The organism is Streptomyces sp. PA03-3a (assembly GCF_033792735.1).
Taxonomy (GTDB): domain Bacteria; phylum Actinomycetota; class Actinomycetes; order Streptomycetales; family Streptomycetaceae; genus Actinacidiphila.
Genome location: NZ_JARAVM010000001.1, coordinates 209068 through 227114, shown reverse-complemented (window position 1 = coordinate 227114; position 18047 = coordinate 209068). Strand labels below are relative to the sequence as shown.

Below are 18047 nucleotides of genomic sequence, written 5' to 3'. Positions count from 1 at the left end.
ATGACCGACGTCCACGCTCCGGCGCACCGCCGCCGCCCGGCAGGGCACGGCCCGCACGCGCACTCCCGCGCGCGCCGGATCCTGTCGCGGCTGGCGCTGCTCGCCGGGGCCTTCGCCTTCCTCTTCCCCTTCTACTACATGCTCGTCGGCTCGCTGCAGCGCGAGCCCGACAGCAGTCCCGCCGGGGCCTTCCCGCGACCGGGCAACCTGTCCCTGCACAACTACGCGGAGATCAACTCGGCCATCTCGCTGGGCCGTTCCCTGATCAACTCCGGGATCTTCACCGGCGGCGTGATCGTCTGCACCACCGTCTTCGGTCTGCTGGCGGGATACGCCCTGGCCAGGCTCCACTTCCGGGGCAAGGGCTCGACCTTCGCGCTGGTGCTGCTGGTGCAGGTCATCCCGTTCCAGCTGCTGATGATCCCGCTGTACGTGCTGATCGTCCGCGACTACGGGCTGGCCGACTCCTACATCGGGATCATCCTGCCGTTCGCCATCAACACCAGTGCGGTCTTCATCTTCCGGCAGTTCTTCCTGCAGCTGCCGCAGGCGATGTTCGAGGCCGCGCGCATCGACGGTGCGGGCGAGCTGCAGATCCTGTTCCGGATCGCGATCCCGCTGTGCAAGCCGGCGCTGGCCTCCGTGGTGCTGCTGAGCTTCACCGGACCGTGGAACGAGTTCCTGTGGCCGTTCCTGGTCACCAAGGAGCAGGACATGCAGCCCCTGGCCGTCTCGCTGGCCAACTACATCAGCACCGTCTCCTCCTCCGCCGCCAACCCGTTCGGCGCCATCCTCGCCGGCGCCTGCGTGCTGGCCGCGCCCGCGGTGGCCCTGTACCTCGTCTTCCAGAGCCGCTTCAACTCCACCGACCTCGATTCCGCCACGAAGGGCTGAACTCGCTGTGAACGACCGCACCACCGGCTCCACCGGCTCCACCACCGTGCCCTACCGCCTGACCCGCGTCGGCGTCGTGATGTCCCCGCTGGCAGGCGAGGCCAACGAGGCCGAGGGCGTGCTCAACCCCGCGTCCGGCCGCACCCCGGACGGCACCCTGCACCTGCTGCCCCGCCTCGTCGCGGAGGGCAACGTCTCCCGCGTGGGCCTCGCCGAGGTCGTCATCGAGGACGGCGTGCCCACCGGCGTCGAGCGCCGCGGCGTCGTCCTCGCCCCCGACGCCGGCTGGGAGCGCGGCAAGAACAACGCCGGCGTGGAGGACCCGCGCACGACGTGGATCGAGGCGCTCGGGCTGCACGTCATGTCGTACGTCGCCTACGGCCCGCTCGGTCCCAAGCCGGCGCTGGCCGTCTCGAAGGACCTGGTGACCTGGGAGCGCCTGGGCCCGATCCAGTTCGCCTACCAGGCGGACCTCGACACCGACCTCAACCTCTTCCCGAACAAGGACGTGGTGCACTTCCCCGAGCCCGTCCCGGGCCCGGACGGCGAGCCCTGCTTCGCGATGCTGCACCGGCCGATGTGGGACCTGGGCTGGTTCCGCCCCGGTGAGGGCGTGCACCTGCCGGCCGGCGTGACCGACGAGCGCCCCGGCATCTGGATCTCCTACGTGCCCGTCGCCGAGGTCGAGAAGGACCTCGGCGCACTGGCCCGCCCCCGTGACCACCGCCTGGTCGCGCTGTCCGAGCACCCCTGGGAGGAGCTCAAGATCGGCGCGGGCCCGGCACCGATCCGTGTCGAGGAGGGATGGCTGCTCATCCACCACGGCGTGTCCGGCACGATCGACGACCCCTTCGCGCAGCAGCAGAAGGTCAGCTACGCGGCGGGCGCGATGATCCTCGACCCGCAGGACCCGGCCCGGATCCTGGCCCGCACCGACGAGCCGCTGATGGAGCCGGAGACGGAGGAGGAGCGCTCGGGCACGGTGCCCAACGTCATCTTCCCGACCGCGATCGAGGAGATCGACGGCGTCCGCTACGTGTTCTACGGCATGGCCGACGCGCACATCGGTGTCGCCCGCCTGGACCGTGCCGAGTGACTCCGCTCGGTCTGGGCCTGGCCGGCTGCGGTGCGTTCGGCGCCTACCTGCTGGACGCCGTGGCCGGCCTCCCCGGCGTACGCGTCGTCGCGTGCGCCGACCCCGACGGTGACCGTGCCGCCGCCCTCGCGCGGCGGCACGGCGCCGCCGTCGCCCCCGACGCCGCTTCGCTGGCCGGTTTCCCCGATGTGGACGTCGTGGCGATCGCCACTCCGCCGGCCACCCACGCGGAACTCGCCGTCGAGGCGCTGCGCGCGGGCCGGCACGTCTTCTGCGAGAAGCCGCTGGCCGTGACGCTGGAGGACGCCCTGCGGGTCGAGGCCGAGGCCGAGCGCTCCGCCGGGGTCCTCGTCGTCGACCACGTCCTGCGCTACAACCCCGTCCTGCGGATGCTGCAGGGGCTCCGCGCGGAAGGGCTGCTGGACCCGCTGGTGCGCTTCGCCTTCGAGAACGACGCCGCCGACGAGGACCTGGGCCCCGGCCACTGGTTCTGGGACCCCGCCCGCAGCGGCGGCATCCACGTCGAGCACGGTGTGCACTTCTTCGACGCCGCACGCGCCCTCATGGGCAGCGAGCCCGTCGAGGTGCACGGCACCGCCGTCCGCCGCGAGGGCGGCCCGGTCGACATCGTCGTGGCCACCGCCACCCACCCGGGCGGCGCCGTCGCGACCCACACCCACTCCTTCACCCACGCCCACCGCGCCGAACGGCAGTTGATGCGCCTGGACTACGGCTTCGCCGAGGCCCGGGTCACCGGCTGGATCCCGGCCCACGCGACGGTCACGGCCTGGACGGACGAGCAGGGCGCCCGCCGCTGGGAGGAACTGCCCGCGCGTGCGGCCGGTCTGCTGGCCGTGCCCGGGCTCCGGCCGCACGGCGAGGAGCGGATCACCGTCACCGTGGAACGCGACGCGGGACCGGCGGCGCCCGCCCGCGGCCGCGGTGTCGAGCGCAGCGTCCCGCACCGGGTGACCTGCGTGGTCGACCTGGGCGGCGAGGCGCGCAAGCAGCACGTGTACGCGGAGAGCGTGCGGGCGGCCTTCACCGACCTGCTGCGCTGCGCGACCAAGGGCGGCACCCCGGTTGCCGACGCGCGGTCCGGGCGGACCGCGGTCGCGGTGGCCGAGGCGGCCACCCGCTCCGCGCAGACCGGCCGCACCCTGCCAGTCCCCTCGGACCGAACAGGAGCATGAGGAGCATCGTGAGCAGCACCACCGGTCCCGAGCCGGCCGCGCCCTGGTGGCGGGACGCCGTCTGCTACGAGATCCATCCGCGCGCGTTCGCCGACGGCGACGGGGACGGCGTCGGCGACCTCGCCGGTGCCACCGCCCGCCTCGACCACGTGGCCCGACTCGGGGCCGACGCGGTGTGGATCACGCCGTTCTACCCGTCCCCGCTGGCCGACGGCGGCTACGACATCACCGACCACACCGCCGTAGCCCCCGACCTCGGCACCGAAGCGGACTTCGACGCCCTGGTCGCGCGCGCCCACGGTTTGGGGCTGAAGGTCCTGATCGACCTCGTCCCCAACCACACCTCCGACACGCACCCCTGGTTCCGGGAGGCCCTGACCGCCGGCCCCGGGAGCGCGGCCAGGGACCGCTACCTCTTCCGCCCCGGGCGCGGCGCGGACGGTGAACTCCCCCCGAACGACTGGCAGTCGGCCTTCGGGGGCCCGGCGTGGACCCGGGTCCCCGCGCCGGACGGCGGCCCGGGCGAGTGGTACCTGCACCTGCACGCGCCCGAGCAGCCGGACCTCGACTGGCGGCACCCGGAGGTCGTCGCGGACTTCGAGCGGATCCTGCGCCACTGGCTGGACCGCGGCGTCGACGGCTTCCGCATCGACGTGGCCCACACCCTGTTCAAGGCGCCGGGCCTCCCCGACGCCGGGCCCGGGCAGCACCAGGACATCCTGCGCAACCACCTGATGCCCTACCACGACCAGGAGGAACTGCACCCGCTGTTCCGTACCTGGCGCCGGCTCCTGGACACCCACCCGGCGCCGCCCGGGGCGGTCCCTCCGCGGCAACGGGTGATGGTGGCCGAGGCCGCCGTCTTCGAACCGGCCCGGCTGGCCCGGTACGTCAGTCCCGGCGAGATGCAGCAGGCCTTCAACTTCGCCTTCCTGGAGTCCTCCTGGGACGGGGCGGAGATGCGCGCGGTCATCGAGCGGTCCGTCGCGTCGATGCGCGCCGTCGGGGCGCCGGTCACCTGGGTCCTCTCCAGCCACGACGCGGTCCGCCCGGTCACCCGGTACGGCGGCGGGCCGCACGGGCGCCGCCGTGCCCGGGCCGCCGCGCTGCTCATGCTCGCGCTGCCCGGTGCCGCCTACGTATACCAGGGCGAGGAACTGGGTCTGCCGCAGGCCCCCGTGCCGGACGACCGGCTGCGCGATCCGCTCTGGGAGCGTTCCGGCCACCGCGAGCGCGGCCGCGACGGCTGCCGCGTGCCGCTGCCCTGGGAGGGCACGTCGGCACCGTACGGGTTCAGCACCGCCGCCCCGGACGCCTGCTGGTTCCCGCAGCCGGACGACTGGGGGGACCTCACGGTACGGGCCCAGGAGGACGACCCAGCCTCGATGCTCGCCCTGTACCGCGCCGCGCTGCGCCTGCGCCGCGCCGCGCCGGTCCCGGCCGACGCGATGGCGGCACCGGAGGGGCCGGCGGACGGTTCCTGGTTCGCCTTCGACCGCGCGCCGGGGCTGCGGTGCCTGGCCAACTTCGGCCCCGATCCGCTGCCCCTCGCGGACGGCGACGAGGTGCTGCTGGCCAGCGCCCCGCTCGACGGCCGCACGGTGCCCGCGGACACCACCGTCTGGATCCGCACCGCCGGAGGCACGACCGCGACCGCGTCCTGACAGCGTCCTGACCGGCGGCACCAGGGCGGTCCGGGACTCGCGGGGGCACGGGCGACGTGCGTCCGCGGGCCTGCCGCCGTCCGGCACCCCCGGCCGCGGGCACCGGTCTCACTGCGTCCGGGGAAGCGACTCCAGCGGCTTGAAGTCGGCGTGCTGCGCGGTGGCGACCAGCGCCTGCACCATCACGGACTCGGGATCCCGGCGGAAGGCGACCAGCCCGATCTCGGCGGCCCGGGCGGACGCCACCATCGGGACGGCCCGGACCCCGGGCGGCACTCCGAGGGCGTGGATCCACGCCAGAGGGGCGATCGCGGCCCACCGCCCGGGCACGACGTGCGCGATCAGCGAGGCGAAAGAGTCGGTCTCCACCCTCGCCACCGGTTCGGCCCCGGCCGCGGCGAAGAGGGCGTCCATGGTGCGCCGTCCCCGCATGGTCGGTGTGAGCAGGCACAGCGGCAGGGCCGCCGCCTCCGCCCAGGACACCGTGGCGCCGCCGACCGGGGCCCACGAGGCGTCGGTGAGCAGCGCGTACTTCTCCCGGTACAGCGGCACGGTACGGAAGGCGGCGCGCACCTCGTCGTCCAGGTAGGTGACGGCGGCGTCGAGGGTGAAGTCCCTGAGCATCGTGAGGATGTCGCTCGACGTCAGGTCGTTGACGATGTGTGCGGTGAGCAGCGGGTGCCGCGTGCACAGCGGGTCGACCAGGCGCGGCACGGCGGTGGCGGCGCTGGGCACGACCCCGATGCGGATACGGCCGCTCAGCCCGGTGCGCATGGCGGCGACCTCGCCCTCCATGGCGTCCCGGTCGGCCAGGATCTGCCGCGCCCACACCACGACGCGCTCGCCCTCGGCGGTGAGGCCGTCGAACCGCCGGCCCCGCTGGATCAGCGGGACCCGCATCTCCTCCTCCAGCTTGCGGATGCCCTCGGACAACGAGGGCTGGGAGACCCCGCAGCTCTGCGCGGCACGGGCGAAGTGCCCCTCCTGCGCCAGGGCCACCAGGTATTCGAGCTGCCGGAAGAGCACGGCTGAGCACCTCTCACGATTCCGCCGGCCGGGATACGCGTCGGAGTTGTTGCCGGTTCCGAGCTGTATACCAAGTCGCTCCCGAAGGGCCGACGGCGCCCACCTGCGTGAAGTACCCGGCGCGCTCCTCCTCCCAGTGAACCGGTGGGTGCCGTGCGGGGCGAGTCGTGGATGCGGTCCGCGCGCGGAACGGCGGCGCGCCCGTGCGGAGCACGCCCACCGCCCCGCGTCAGGCGACGGGCTCGCCCGCGCGCAACCGCTCGGCGCCTGTGTACACGTTGGCCGAGCGGCCGCGCAGGAAGCCCACCAGGGTCATCCCCGTCTCGGCCGCCAGGTCCACGGCGAGGGAGGACGGCGCGGACACCGCGGCCAGCACCGGGATGCCCGCCATGGCCGCCTTCTGTACGAGTTCGAAGGACGCCCGCCCGCTGACCATGAGCACGGTGCCCCGCAGCGGCAGCAGCCCCTCCTGCAGGGCGTGGCCGACCACCTTGTCGACGGCGTTGTGGCGGCCCACGTCCTCACGCAGGCACAGCATCTCGCCGTCCGTCGTGAACAGCCCGGCCGCGTGCAGCCCGCCCGTGCTGTCGAAGACCCGCTGCGCCGCCCGCAGCCGGTCGGGGAGGGTGAAGAGCACCTCGGAGTCGATCTCCGTGTCGTCGCCCGCCACGCTCCAGTGCTGAGTGGTCCGCACCGCGTCCAGACTCGCCTTGCCGCACAGACCGCAGGAGGAGGTGGTGTAGAAGTTACGCTCAAGGGAGACGTCCGGGAGCCGCACACCAGGCGCGAGGACGACGTCGACGATGTTGTAGGTGTTGCCGTCGTCGGCCGTGGCGCCGGCGCAGTAGCGGATGCCCAGCACCTCGTCCGGTCCGTGGACGACGCCCTCGCTGACGAGGAAGCCCACCGCGAGGTCGAAGTCGCTGCCCGGGGTGCGCATGGTGATCGTCAGCGCGCGGCCGCCGACGCGGATCTCCATCGGTTCCTCGGCGGCCAGCGTGTCCGAGCGGTGCCCGGGCACCCCGTCCCGGATCCGCAGCACCCGCCGCCGCGTGGTCACCCGGCCCATGCCGCCGCCTCCAGTCGTACGACGACGGCCTTGGAGGTGGGGCAGTTGCTGACGTCCGCGACGCTGTCGAGCGGGACCAGGACGTTGGTCTCCGGGTAGTACGCGGCGGCCGACCCGCGGGAGGTGGGGTAGGGCACCAGGCGGAAGGACTCGGCCCGGCGCTCGCTGCCGTCGGTCCAGACGCTCACCAGGTCCACCATCCGCGTCTCGGTGAGGCCCAGGGCCTCGATGTCCTCGGGGTTGACCATGACGACCCGGCGGCCGCCCCGGATGCCGCGGTAGCGGTCGTCCATGGCGTACGGGATGGTGTTCCACTGGTCGTGCGACCGCAGGGACTGCAGGATGAGGTGGCCCTTGGGAGCGAGCGGCATCTCGAAGTCGTTGCGGGTGAAGACGGCCTTGCCGCTCGGCGTCCGGAAGGTCATCGCGTTCACCGGGTTGGGCAGTTGGAATCCGCCCGGTTCGGCGACGCGCCGGTTGAAGTCCTCGAACCCCGGCACGACCCGGGAGATCCGGTCCCGGACGGTGCCGTAGTCGGCCTCGAACTCCTCCCAGCCGATCTCCGGGGTCCCGCCGAGGGTGGCCCGGGCCAGCCGGCTGATGATCGCCACCTCGCTCAGCAGGTCGGGAGAGGCGGGTGCCAGCTTGCCACGGGAGGCGTGCACCATGCTCATGGAGTCCTCGACGGTGACGAACTGCTCGCCGCCCGCCTGCATGTCCCGGTCGCTGCGGCCCAGGGTGGGCAGGATCAGAGCGGTGTCACCGCACACGGTGTGCGACCGGTTGAGCTTGGTGGAGATGTGCGCCGTCAGGCGGCAGCGGCGCATCGCCTGCTCGGTGACATCGCTGTCGGGCGTGGCCCGGATGAAGTTGCCCGCCACCCCGAGGAAGAACTTCGCCTCGCCGTCGCGCATGGCACGGATGGCGTTGACGGAGTCGTGGCCGTGCCTGGCGGGGGGCGTGAAGCCGAACTCCCGTCCCAGGGCGTCGAGGAAACTCTGCGGCATCTTCTCCCAGATGCCCATGGTGCGGTCGCCCTGGACGTTGCTGTGGCCGCGCACCGGGCACGCCCCGGCGCCGGGCCTGCCCAGGTTGCCGCGCAGCATCAGGAAGTTGACGATCTCGCGGATGGTCGGCACACCGTGCTTCTGCTGCGTGACGCCCATGGCCCAGCAGACGATGACGCTCTTGGCGGCCAGGACGCGCTCGTGGACCTGCTCTATCTCCTCGCGCGTCAGGCCGGTGGCCGTCAGCACGTCGTCCCACGACGTCTTGCGCGCCTGCTCGGCGAACTCCTGGAAGCCCGTGCTGTGCTCGCGGATGAAGTCGTGGTCCAGGACCGTGCCGGGAGCGGCGTCCTCGGCCTCCAGGAGCAGCAGGTTCAGGGCCTGGAAGAGGGCGAGGTCGCCGCCCGCGCGGATGTGGAGGAACTGGTCGGCGATGACCGTGCCGCGCCCGACGACGCCGCGTGCCTTCTGCGGGTGCTTGAAGCGCATCAGCCCGGCCTCGGGGAGGGTGTTGACGGCGACGACGCTTCCGCCGTTCCGCTTGGTCTCCTCCAGTGCGGACAGCATGCGCGGGTGGTTGGTGCCGGGGTTCTGGCCGACGACGAAGATCAGGTCGGCCTCGTGGATGTCGTCCAGGCTGACGGTGCCCTTGCCGACGCCGAGCGTCTCCGTCATCGCGGCGCCGCTGGACTCGTGGCACATGTTGCTGCAGTCCGGCAGGTTGTTGGTGCCGTAGGCGCGGGCGAAGAGCTGGAGGAGGAAGGCGGCCTCGTTCCCCACCCGGCCGGAGGTGTAGAACAGGGCCTCGTCCGGGGAGTCCAGGGCCTGGAGTTCCCCGGCCATCAGCGCGATGGCGTCGTCCCAGGAGATGGGCTCGTAGTGCTCCGCGCCCGGCCGCTTGACCATCGGTTCGGTCAGCCTGCCCTGCTGGTTGAGCCAGTAGTCGGACTTGCGGCCCAGTTCGTCGACGGTGTACTGCTCGAAGAACTCGCGCCGTACGCGGTGCGACGTCGCCTCGTCGTTGATGTGCTTGGCGCCGTTCTCGCAGTACTCGTTCATGTGCCGCTTGCCCGGCGCCGCCTCGGGCCAGGCGCAGCCGGGGCAGTCGATGCCCTTGGGCTGGTTGATGTTCAGCAGGGTCAGCATGGTCCGGCGGGGCGAGGTCTGGCCCAGCGAGTACTGCAGTGCGTGCGCGACCGCGGGGAGACCGGTCGCCCAGGTCTTGGGCGGGGTGATCTCCAGGTGCTCGTCCGTTGGGTCCTCCAGAGCGCTCATGCCTGCCCTGCCTTCCCGGTCTCCGACTCCGCGGAAACCGCCGCGAATACCGATTCGCAGAAAAGCTAAACCCGCTTCACCGGCCCGTCAAAGAGGCCGTTCCTTGTGCTTGATAGGCGGCGCCGATGAAGGAATCCATGGACGAACTCCCTGTTCGGCACAGCACTGTTCAGATCCGGGGAAACACGGCTGAAGGCGCGTGCAAAAAAGCATGGCCGCAATATCCGGAGATTTTCCCGGTTCCCGGTGCCGTCTGTTCCACCGGTCACGAGAATTCAGCACCGGCGCGGCACCATGGAGTCCGCGCGTCCACGACCCCTGGATGCCTAGACGGTGATCGTCTGCTCGGTCCAGATGGTCTTGCCCCGCTCCCGGTAGCGGGTGCCCCAGCGCTCCGCGAACTGGGAGACCAGCAGCAGGCCGCGGCCGCCCTCGTCGGTGGTGCGGGCGTGCCGCAGGAAGGGGGCGGCGCTGCTGGTGTCGGAGACCTCGCAGGTCAGCGCCCGGTCGCGGATGAGCCGCAGCTGGATGGGAGGTGCCGCGTACCGGATGGCGTTGGTGACCAGCTCGCTGACGATCAGTTCGGTGGCGAAGCACTCCTCCTGCAGGGCCCACGCGCAGAGCTGACGCGTCGCCAGCGTACGGGCGGTGGCCACCGCGGCGGGGTCGCAGGGCAGGTCCCACGTCACGACGTGGTCGGAGCCGAGGGGACGGGGGCGGGCCACCAGCACGGAGGCGTCGCGGTCCGGGTCCGCGGGGACCAGGGCCTCGGTGAGCAGCAGGCTCATGTCCTGCAGGGACTCGCAGGGCGTGGCCAGCAGCCGTTCGAACTCCGCCTGCCCGGTCCCCTCCGGCCGGCTCTGCAGGAGCCCGGGGGTGCGGAGCACCAGCATGGACCCCTCGGGCAGTTCGAGGGTCGCCATCCCGAACGGCGGCCCGGGGCGGCCGAGGGGCTCGCCCTGGGGGGCCTGCGGGGTCAGCACGGTGTGGTCGGGGTGGACGACGCTCGGCGGCGGATGTCCGGCCGAGGCCATGGTGCTCAGCCGGGTCACGGGGTCGTAGACGAGGTAGAGGCAGGTGGCGCCCACCGGGGAACCGGAGCCCTCTCCCGCGTGCTCGTCGGCGAGGTTGCGCACCAGGTCGTCCAGGCGGGCGAGGACCTCGTCCGGCGCCTGGTCCAGGTTGGCCAGGGTGTGCACGGCCGCCCGCAGCCGGCCCATGGTGGCCGCGGTACGCATGCCGCGGCCGGGGGTGCTGCCGCTGACGAGGGCGACCCGCGCACCGGGCAGCGGGATGGCCTCCGTCCAGTCGCCGCCGGCACCGGAACGCACCAGGTGGTGGGCCCACTCCACGGCGCTGGGCGCGGGCAGCCGCTGGGGCAGCATGCCGCGCTGCAGGGTGAGGACCGCGTTGCGCTCGCGCACGTAGCGGTGGGCGTTGTCCAGCGCCATGGCGCCTCGACCGGCGAGGTCGACGGCGAGCGAGAGGTCGTCGTCGCCGAAGGGCCCGAGGCCCGGGTCCCACCGGTGGAAGGTGACCAGGCCCAGCACGCAGTCGCGGACCAGCAGCGGCACCACCATCAGGGAGTGCACCCGCTCCTCCAGCATCCTGCCGCCCCGCACGGGGTCGTCCCGGATCCAGGCGCCGTCCTCGGCGAGCCGCGGAACCAGGCGCGGCTCGTGGTCGGCCAGCACCTGCAGGGCGGGCGTTCGCGCCAGGTGGGTGCCCACGGCACCCGTGGTGTACGGGCCGGTCTGGCCGCAACGGGCGGAGGTCGCGACGCGCCGCAGCCCGGTGTCGTCCTCCACGGGGCCCGCCGCCATGTCCTCGCCGCCGAGGAGGGGGGCCAGCAGATCCACGTTCACGCAGTCGGCGAGCCCGGGTACGGCCACCTCGGCCAGCTCCTGCGCCGTGCGGATCGGGTCCAGTGTGGTACCGATCGTCCGGCCGGCCTCGGCCATCAGGGCCAGGCGCTTTTGGGCGAGGTGGCGCTCGGTGACGTCGACCACGGCGTCGGCCACGCCGAGGATGCGGCCGTCCTCCGCCTCGAGCCGGAAGGCGGACGCCGAGTAGACGTGTTCTCGGCCGGGGTCGCCGGGCGGACGGCCGTGCTTCTCGAACGAGATCGCGGCCTCGCCCGTCCTGAGCACCCGGCCCATCACCCGCTCGGCGAGCTCCGCGCTGAAGTCGGGCCAGGCCTCGGTGGGCCGCCGCCCCAGGGCGAGCTGCGACCGGTGGTCCTGCATGCCCTCCGCCGCCGGGTTGAAGCGCATCAGCCTGAGCTGCGGGTCCAGCACGAACAGGCCGATGGGTGAGCGCGTGAACAGGGCCTCCAGGAGGGCGCGGTCGATGTCCGGGGTGAGCCCCACCGCCCCGGTGAGCAGGTCGACGGTCAGGCGCGGGCCCGTCCGGTCGTCGCATACGGTCCGCAGGGCCGGCCGGCAGGCCACCGCGCTGCCGTCGCGGTGCCTCAGGAGGACGCATCCGTACCCGGTGCCGGTGCCGTCGCCGCCGGGACCGGTGCCGGGATCCGGGGCGAGCAGGTCCAACACCGGCCGGCCGAGCACGTCGCCCGCGAGGTGGCCGAGGAGCCGCTCCGCCCCCGGGCTCCACGCGACGACGGTGCCGTGGGCGTCGATCACCAACCGCGCCGCGCTGCGTCCGGCCGGCTCCTCGCCCTCTTCGCCGTGTCCTCGCGATGCCCCAGTGTCCATGACCGTCCCATCACGTTCCGGTCCTCCGGTTCCCAGTGTTGCGCAGGGGGGCGAGGTCACCACTCGAAGCCGCCTCAGCCCTGCAGGAAGGACCTCATCTCGGCGAGGGACGGGACCTCGGCGGGTGTGAGGCTGCGGATCTCTCCCCGGAACGAGCGCACGTCCAGCCAGCTCGCGGGGTCCGCACCCGGCAGGGCCGCCATGAGGGCCTCGAGATCGGCCGTGCCGAAGACCTTGAACGTCCGCGTCCCCCGGTAAGGGGAGGGCCGGACGTCGAAACGGAGATCGACGACCGGCTGCGGCGCCCGGGCCCAGTCGGCGTGGGGCAGCGAGCCGTGCCCGTGGATCCGCGCGTCGACCAGGACCTCGGGATCCGCGTCGCCGATCTCGCAGTCGAAGACCGGGAAGGCCGCGGCGACGCGGTCGGCGATGGCGGGGTACGCGACGCAGCCCTGTCCGAGCGCCGGCGCGCACAGCAGTGCGTGGGTGAACGCCCCGACCGGCTCCGGCAGGGGCACCTTGTGGTGCGAGCTCCCGTCGAAGGCCAGGTCACGACGGGTGGACACGAAGCCCAGGAAGGCGGACACCGCCGCCGCGTCGCTCCGGTCGGCCCGTACCGTGAAGCGGACGGCGCTGCGCCCGTCGTCGCGCAGGACCACGTACTCGTGGAATCCCCCCGGCCGGCCGGGCGCGATCACGTGGCGGTACACCTCCTCGAAGCCCTCGACCGGCAGGTACTCCGAGGCCGGGGCGTGCGGCCGGGCGCCCGCCCGGAGCACGTCGAGGACCTTCGCCTCCGGGTCGGGTCCGGCCTCGTCGTGCGGCGGGTCGACCTCCGTGAAGCCCTTGCGCAGCCACTCGCCGATTTTGCGCGCGGCATGGCGCCGGGCGTGCTCCTCGTCGTTCAGCGTCGAGGTGCTCCCCTTGCCCCTCCCGCCGACCTGGCCCCAGCGCAGGAAGCAGCGGATCCCCTCCTGGCGGATCTCCCGGTACTCGGGCTTTCCCGTTCCCGGGGACTCGAACCGTCGCCACCTCGTCATCGGTCCTCCAGCGTCCGCGGCGGGCCTTGGGCTCCGCGCCGCCTCACGGCGGCCATGCTAGGGCGCCGCGCCGGGCGCGCCGGCGGCGATCCGGTACAGCACGTTGGGGCGCAGCGGCCCCGCGGGGGCGGTGGGGTCGTCGAAGTCGCCCGCGAGGTCGCGGGTCATGCCGATACGGTCCATGACGGCCTGGGAACGGAGGTTCCCGGCGGTGGTCACCGCGAGGATCTCGGAAAGCCCGAGGGTGCCGAAGCCGAAGGCCAGGACGGCCCGGGCGGCCTCGGTGGCGTAGCCCTTGCCCCACGCCCCACGGGCCAGGCGCCAGCCGATCTCCACTCCGGTGAAGGGCAGGCCGTCGTCCACCCGGTCCAGGCCCGCGAAGCCGGCGAACTCCCCGCTCGCCAGGACCTCGACGGCCCACCAGCCGTAGCCGCGCTCGTCGAACTCGGCCAGGAACCGGGCCACGGAGGCGTCGCTCTGCTCCCGGGTCAGCGGCTCCCCCAGGTGCTCGCGCACCTCGGGGTCGGCGTTCATCGCCGCCCAGGGCGCGAGGTCGCGGTCGTGCCAGCGGCGGAGGAGCAGGCGTTCAGTGCGCAGTTCGATCACGCCGCCCAGCCAACGGGAGCCACGGCCCGCGTGCAAGGGATTTTCCAGCTGAGTTGCTTTTCTAAATTCAGCTGACCTAGATTGGAGATACCTACCCAGCACAACGGAACGAGCGCCCCCATGGACATCAAGAACTCCGTCGCCGTCGTGACCGGAGCCGGCCGCGGCCTCGGCCGCCACCTGGCCGCCCAGCTGCTGGACCGGGGCGCCGCCAAGGTCTACGCGGGTGTCCGCAACCCCGACGCCCTCGACCTGCCGGGCGTCGAACCGCTCCGGCTGGACATCACCGACCCCGAATCGGTCGTCAGGGCGGCCCGGGCCGCCGCCGACGCCACCCTCCTGATCAACAACGCGGGGATCAGCACCCACGTGGGACTGGCCGACGGGGACATGGCGGACATCCGCCTGGAGATGGAGACCCACTTCTTCGGCTCCCTGGGCGTCACCCGGGCCTTCGCACCCGTGATCGCCGCCAACGGCGGCGGGGCCCTCCTCAACGTCCTGTCCATCCTGTCCTGGATCCACCTGCCGGGATACGGCGGCTACAGTGCGGCCAAGGCCGCCGAGCTGGCCATGACCAACGTCGTACGGCGGGAGCTCGCGCCCTCCGGGATCGACGTCACCGCGCTCCACGTCGGCTACATGGACACGGAGATGGCCGACTACGTCGCCCCCGAAGACAAGGTGGACCCCGCATGGGTGGCGGGCCTGGCCCTGGACGGCATCGAGCAGCGGGCGCTGGAAGTCGTCGTCGGCGACCGGAGCCGCGCCGTCAGGGCGGCGCTGTCGGGCGGTCTCGAACTGCTCTACCCCGATCTGCCCGCACCGAAGGCCCTCTGATCCGGGACGGGAGCCGGTCACCCGCCGGCCACCGCCGCGACGACGGCTGAATGGGAAATGTCAAGCCAGAGGTAGCATCGGGACATGTCCAGCGCCCACACCACCGGCGGCGAAGAGACCGTCTGCTCGATCGCCCGGACCCTGGAGGTCGTCGGGGACAAGTGGACGCTGCTCGTCCTGCGCGAGGCGGCACTGCGCGGAGTGACGCGCTTCGCGGACTTCCGCCGGGAGCTCGGCATCGCCCCGGATCTGCTCACCGGCCGCCTGGGCTCGCTCGTGACCGAGGGGATCATGGAGAAGCGGCCGTACCGGGAGCCGGGCAGCCGCACCCGGTACAGCTACCACCTGACACCGGCGGGCGAGGAGCTGCGACTGATCCTCGCGGCGCTCCAGCAGTGGGGCGACGTACACCGGACCCCCGCGCGAGGCCCGGGCCACCTGCGCCGCTCGGGGACGGGGGGCCGCCCGGTCAGCGTCGCCTTCGTCGACGACGCGGGCACCGTACTCCCGCTGACGGAAGTGGAGTTCACCCCTTCACAGGGCGGCACGCGCTGACCGCGGCCCACCGCACACGGCAGGTCGTTCACGGCAGCCCGGGCGCGATCCGGGCGAGCGCGTCCGCACGGATCCGGCTCATGGGGTTGCTGCTCACCCGGTAGCGCCCGTTGGGCACGTGGGCGGACCGCACGATGCGCACGGTGACCGGGCCCGCCCACTCGTAGCCGCGCCGGTCCGCGTGCCGCAGCAGGGAATCCGTCAGCGCCTCCCCCACCCGGGCCCGGTGCGGAACCAGTTCCCGGTGCGGGGTGTCGGCGAGTTCGACCGTGTACACGTTCGGCACCACCACACGGGTCGGACCGCACACCACCGCCCGTCCGTCACACTCGCGGCGCAGGGCGTCGAGCAGTTCCACCGGCTCCCGCCGGCGCACCCTCGCCACCAGCGCCCGCTCCCAGTGCTCGATCACCCGTTCCCATCGCGTCAGAGTTCCCATGACGATGCGCCTGCCCGGGGCGCGGGCCCTGATGCCGGTGCGGCCACCCCATCAGCCGTACGGGGTCGATTCCCGGCCACCGGACCCGGCGCCCCCATGGCTCCCGGGCCCATCGGCCGATCAGGGCATCGTCACCCGCGTGCCGTGCGCTCTGGAGTGGCGAGGTGTCACATCCGTCCATAGCGTCTGTTTCCGGCTGATGCTGATCACATATCACGGGAAGCAGGTGCACACACATGAAGCTCTGTCGGTCCCGCAGGGCCGTCGTCGCGGCGGCCGCCACGGCGACCATCGTGGGGGGCGCGGTCGCGTGCGGCGGCGAGTCGCAGCCCACGGCCTCGCAGTCCGCGGCCTCGCAGAAGAAGATCTCCGTCCGCGCGGGGGAATCCATCCAGTCGGCGGTGGACCGTGCCGAGCCCGGCCAGGTCATCGACATCGCGGCCGGCACGTACCGCGAGAGCGTCCAGATCAGCACGCCGCGGCTGACGCTGCGCGGGGCGGGCGCCGGCACCGTCATCTCCCCGAGCGCGAAGGGCGACGAGAACGCCTGCGCCAAGGCGGGCAAGGGGATCTGCGTCAGCGGTACGGCGCAGAAGAAGCCCTCCGACGTGACGCTGGAGTCGCTGACCGTCGCCGGGTTCAAGAAGGCCGGCATCCACGCGACGGGGGCCGACGGACTGCAGGTCCTCCGCGTCACGGCGCGGGACAACAAGGTGCAGGGCATCCTCGTGGAGAAGTCGGTCCGCACCGTCTTCCGTGACAACACCGCCCGCAACAACGCCGATTCCGGCATCTTCCTCGCCAACTCCATGGACACCGAGGGCGGTGCCCTCGACACCAAGGGCGCCGTCATCGAGGGCAACAAGCTGTCGGAGAACCGGATCGGCGTCGGTCTGCGCCGCGTCCGGGGCGTCAAGGTCGAGAACAACCAGATCACCGGCAACTGCGGCGGCGTCTTCGTCGTGGGCGACGAGGGCGTCCCGCGCGGCGGTGCGCTGACCGTCACCCACAACACGGTGACCGGCAACAACAAGTACTGCGCGGCCAGCGCCCGCCTGCCGTTCATTCAGGGCACGGGCATCCTGCTCACGGGCGTCGAGAAGACCGTCGTCACCAACAACGACGTACGCGACAACAGCGGGAAGTCCCCCATGTCCGGGGGCATCGTGCTCTTCGGCAGCGTCGTGGGGACGTCCAACTCCGACAACTCCATCCGCGACAACGTCGCCCGCGGCAACAAGCCGGCCGACCTCGCCAACCGCGATCTCAAGGGCAAGGGCAACACGTTCGTCAACAACACGATGGAGACCACCGAGCCCAAGCAACTGCCCAACAGCTCGCCCAGCGTCGCGCCGAGCACCGCACCCAGCGTCGCCCCCAGCAGCTGACGTCCTAGAGACCCGACAGACGACGGAAGACCGCCCGGGCCCACATCGGCGGGTCCGGCGGCGGTCCCGGCGGCGCGGGGACCGCCGCCGCCCGGGGCGTCACCCGGGTGACCTGGTCGTCGGGAGAACCGCTCCGCCGGGCCGCCACGTCCGGCCCGGCCACGGCCGCGGCCGCCCGCAGGGCGCCCACGAACTCCAGGCAGGATTCGAAACGGTCCTCGGGCACCTTCGCGAGCGCCTTGGCCATCGCGTCGTCCATGCCCGGCGGGATGTCCGGCCGCCGCTCGGTCAGAGGTGGCGGCTGGTCGTACTGGTGCGCCCACAGCAGGGCCATGTCCTCCTCGCGCTCGAAGGGCAGGCCCCCGGTCAGGCTCTCGTAGACGACGCAGGCCAGGCTGTACTGATCGCAGCGGCCGTCCACCGGGCGCCCCGATATCTGCTCCGGTGCCACGTAGTCCAGCGTGCCGACGAACTCGCCGACGGTGGTGAATCCGGTCAGCGACAGCGACTTCTTCGTCAGCCCGAAATCCGTGAGATAGACGTGCTCGGGGTGGTCGCTGTCGGTGCCCTTGGCGACGAGCACGTTCCCCGGTTTCACGTCCCGGTGCACCAGGTCGTGCTCGTGCGCCGCGTCCAGCGCGGAGGCCACCTGCGCTGCGATGCGCAGGGCGGTGGGGACGGGGAGCGGACCGTCGCGGTCGAACAGCGCCCGCAGATCGAGACCCGACACGTAACGCATCGCGATGTAGAGGACACCGTCGGTCTCCCCCGCCTCGAAGATCGGCACGATGTGGGGATGGTCGATGGCGGCTGCCACCCGCGACTCGTGCGTGAAACGGCGGCGGAAGGTGTCGTTGCGGGCCAGCTCGGGGGCGAGCAGCTTCAGCGCCACCATGCGGTCGAGCCGCAGGTCCCGGGCGCAGTACACCACGGCCATTCCGCCGCGGCCGATCTCCCGCTCCACGCGGTACCCGGCGATCTGGGCCCCGATGAGCCCGGAGGACCGCCCGGCGTACACGCTCACGTCATGCGGAATCGAGTTCATCGCGTACCACCGCCACGCGGCCGGACACCGGAGAGACTTCCCCGCCCCTCTCCTGAAGTGTATCGAGCGGGCCCGGGCACTTCGCGTCCACGCGTTTCCCCGGCAGGCCGAGGAACGGTTCCCGGGTCCTGTCGTCTCCGACAGAGGTGGACGTTGCCCATCTGAGGTCCGCGATCACGCGCGCACGGCCCCGCCG

Annotated in this window: 15 protein-coding genes; 7 read left to right on the top strand and 8 right to left on the bottom strand. The window is 72.5% G+C overall.

Going from position 1 to position 18047, the window contains the following annotated elements:
* From PV342_RS01010 to PV342_RS00995, 4 genes are all read left to right on the top strand, one after another.
* The gene (locus PV342_RS01010; RefSeq protein ID WP_018563845.1) at positions 1-894 is read left to right on the top strand and encodes a carbohydrate ABC transporter permease; all 894 of its coding nucleotides are present in this window, start codon (positions 1-3) and stop codon (positions 892-894) included.
* Positions 895-973: 79 nt separating this feature from the next.
* Positions 974-1990, top strand: coding sequence for a glycoside hydrolase family 130 protein (locus PV342_RS01005; RefSeq protein ID WP_500315679.1), 1017 nt, complete (start codon positions 974-976; stop codon positions 1988-1990).
* Positions 1987-3183 (top strand): Gfo/Idh/MocA family protein, encoded by a 1197-nt coding sequence (locus tag PV342_RS01000; RefSeq protein ID WP_500315580.1) that lies wholly within the window; start codon positions 1987-1989, stop codon positions 3181-3183. Before PV342_RS01005 ends, PV342_RS01000 begins: the two co-directional genes overlap by 4 nt.
* The gene (locus tag PV342_RS00995) at positions 3180-4847 is read left to right on the top strand and encodes a glycoside hydrolase family 13 protein (protein ID WP_500315579.1); all 1668 of its coding nucleotides are present in this window, start codon (positions 3180-3182) and stop codon (positions 4845-4847) included. The genes PV342_RS01000 and PV342_RS00995 overlap by 4 nt, the downstream gene beginning before the upstream one ends.
* A gap of 108 nt (positions 4848-4955) precedes the next feature.
* On the opposite strand, the gene PV342_RS00990 is transcribed toward PV342_RS00995, so the two are convergent.
* The 6 genes from PV342_RS00990 to PV342_RS00965 form a co-directional block, all read right to left on the bottom strand.
* A complete protein-coding gene (locus PV342_RS00990) occupies positions 4956-5873 on the bottom strand; it encodes a LysR family transcriptional regulator (RefSeq protein WP_018563841.1) in 918 nt (305 codons plus the stop codon).
* Between the two features lie 229 nt (positions 5874-6102).
* Complete coding sequence (gene fdhD / locus PV342_RS00985) at positions 6103-6942, bottom strand: formate dehydrogenase accessory sulfurtransferase FdhD (protein ID WP_018563840.1); 840 nt, start codon at positions 6940-6942, stop codon at positions 6103-6105.
* Positions 6930-9224 (bottom strand): FdhF/YdeP family oxidoreductase, encoded by a 2295-nt coding sequence (locus PV342_RS00980; protein WP_500315578.1) that lies wholly within the window; start codon positions 9222-9224, stop codon positions 6930-6932. Before PV342_RS00980 ends, fdhD begins: the two co-directional genes overlap by 13 nt.
* 326 nt (positions 9225-9550) lie before the next feature.
* Positions 9551-11938, bottom strand: a complete 2388-nt coding sequence (locus PV342_RS00975) for a SpoIIE family protein phosphatase (RefSeq protein ID WP_500315577.1) — start codon at positions 11936-11938, stop codon at positions 9551-9553.
* A 74-nt stretch (positions 11939-12012) separates the two neighbouring features.
* The gene (locus tag PV342_RS00970; RefSeq protein WP_500315576.1) at positions 12013-12978 is read right to left on the bottom strand and encodes a WGR domain-containing protein; all 966 of its coding nucleotides are present in this window, start codon (positions 12976-12978) and stop codon (positions 12013-12015) included.
* Positions 12979-13035: 57 nt separating this feature from the next.
* Complete coding sequence (locus PV342_RS00965) at positions 13036-13584, bottom strand: GNAT family N-acetyltransferase (protein ID WP_433427876.1); 549 nt, start codon at positions 13582-13584, stop codon at positions 13036-13038.
* Positions 13585-13704: 120 nt separating this feature from the next.
* Between PV342_RS00965 and PV342_RS00960 the strand changes: the two genes are divergently transcribed.
* Both PV342_RS00960 and PV342_RS00955 read left to right on the top strand, forming a co-directional pair.
* On the top strand, positions 13705-14424 hold the full coding sequence (locus PV342_RS00960) for an SDR family oxidoreductase (protein WP_400797063.1): 720 nt from the start codon (positions 13705-13707) through the stop codon (positions 14422-14424).
* An 84-nt stretch (positions 14425-14508) separates the two neighbouring features.
* A complete protein-coding gene (locus tag PV342_RS00955) occupies positions 14509-14979 on the top strand; it encodes a winged helix-turn-helix transcriptional regulator (RefSeq protein WP_386993818.1) in 471 nt (156 codons plus the stop codon).
* 28 nt (positions 14980-15007) lie between these two features.
* On the opposite strand, the gene PV342_RS00950 is transcribed toward PV342_RS00955, so the two are convergent.
* Positions 15008-15418 (bottom strand): DUF3662 domain-containing protein, encoded by a 411-nt coding sequence (locus PV342_RS00950; RefSeq protein ID WP_360999384.1) that lies wholly within the window; start codon positions 15416-15418, stop codon positions 15008-15010.
* A gap of 236 nt (positions 15419-15654) precedes the next feature.
* Here PV342_RS00950 and PV342_RS00945 point away from each other — a divergent pair, with 236 nt between their 5' ends.
* On the top strand, positions 15655-16806 hold the full coding sequence (locus PV342_RS00945; protein ID WP_500315575.1) for a right-handed parallel beta-helix repeat-containing protein: 1152 nt from the start codon (positions 15655-15657) through the stop codon (positions 16804-16806).
* Positions 16807-16810: 4 nt separating this feature from the next.
* Here the strand turns inward: PV342_RS00945 and PV342_RS00940 are convergent, their stop codons facing one another.
* Positions 16811-17851 (bottom strand): serine/threonine-protein kinase, encoded by a 1041-nt coding sequence (locus PV342_RS00940; protein ID WP_500315574.1) that lies wholly within the window; start codon positions 17849-17851, stop codon positions 16811-16813.
* Between the last annotated feature and the right edge of the window lie 196 nt (positions 17852-18047).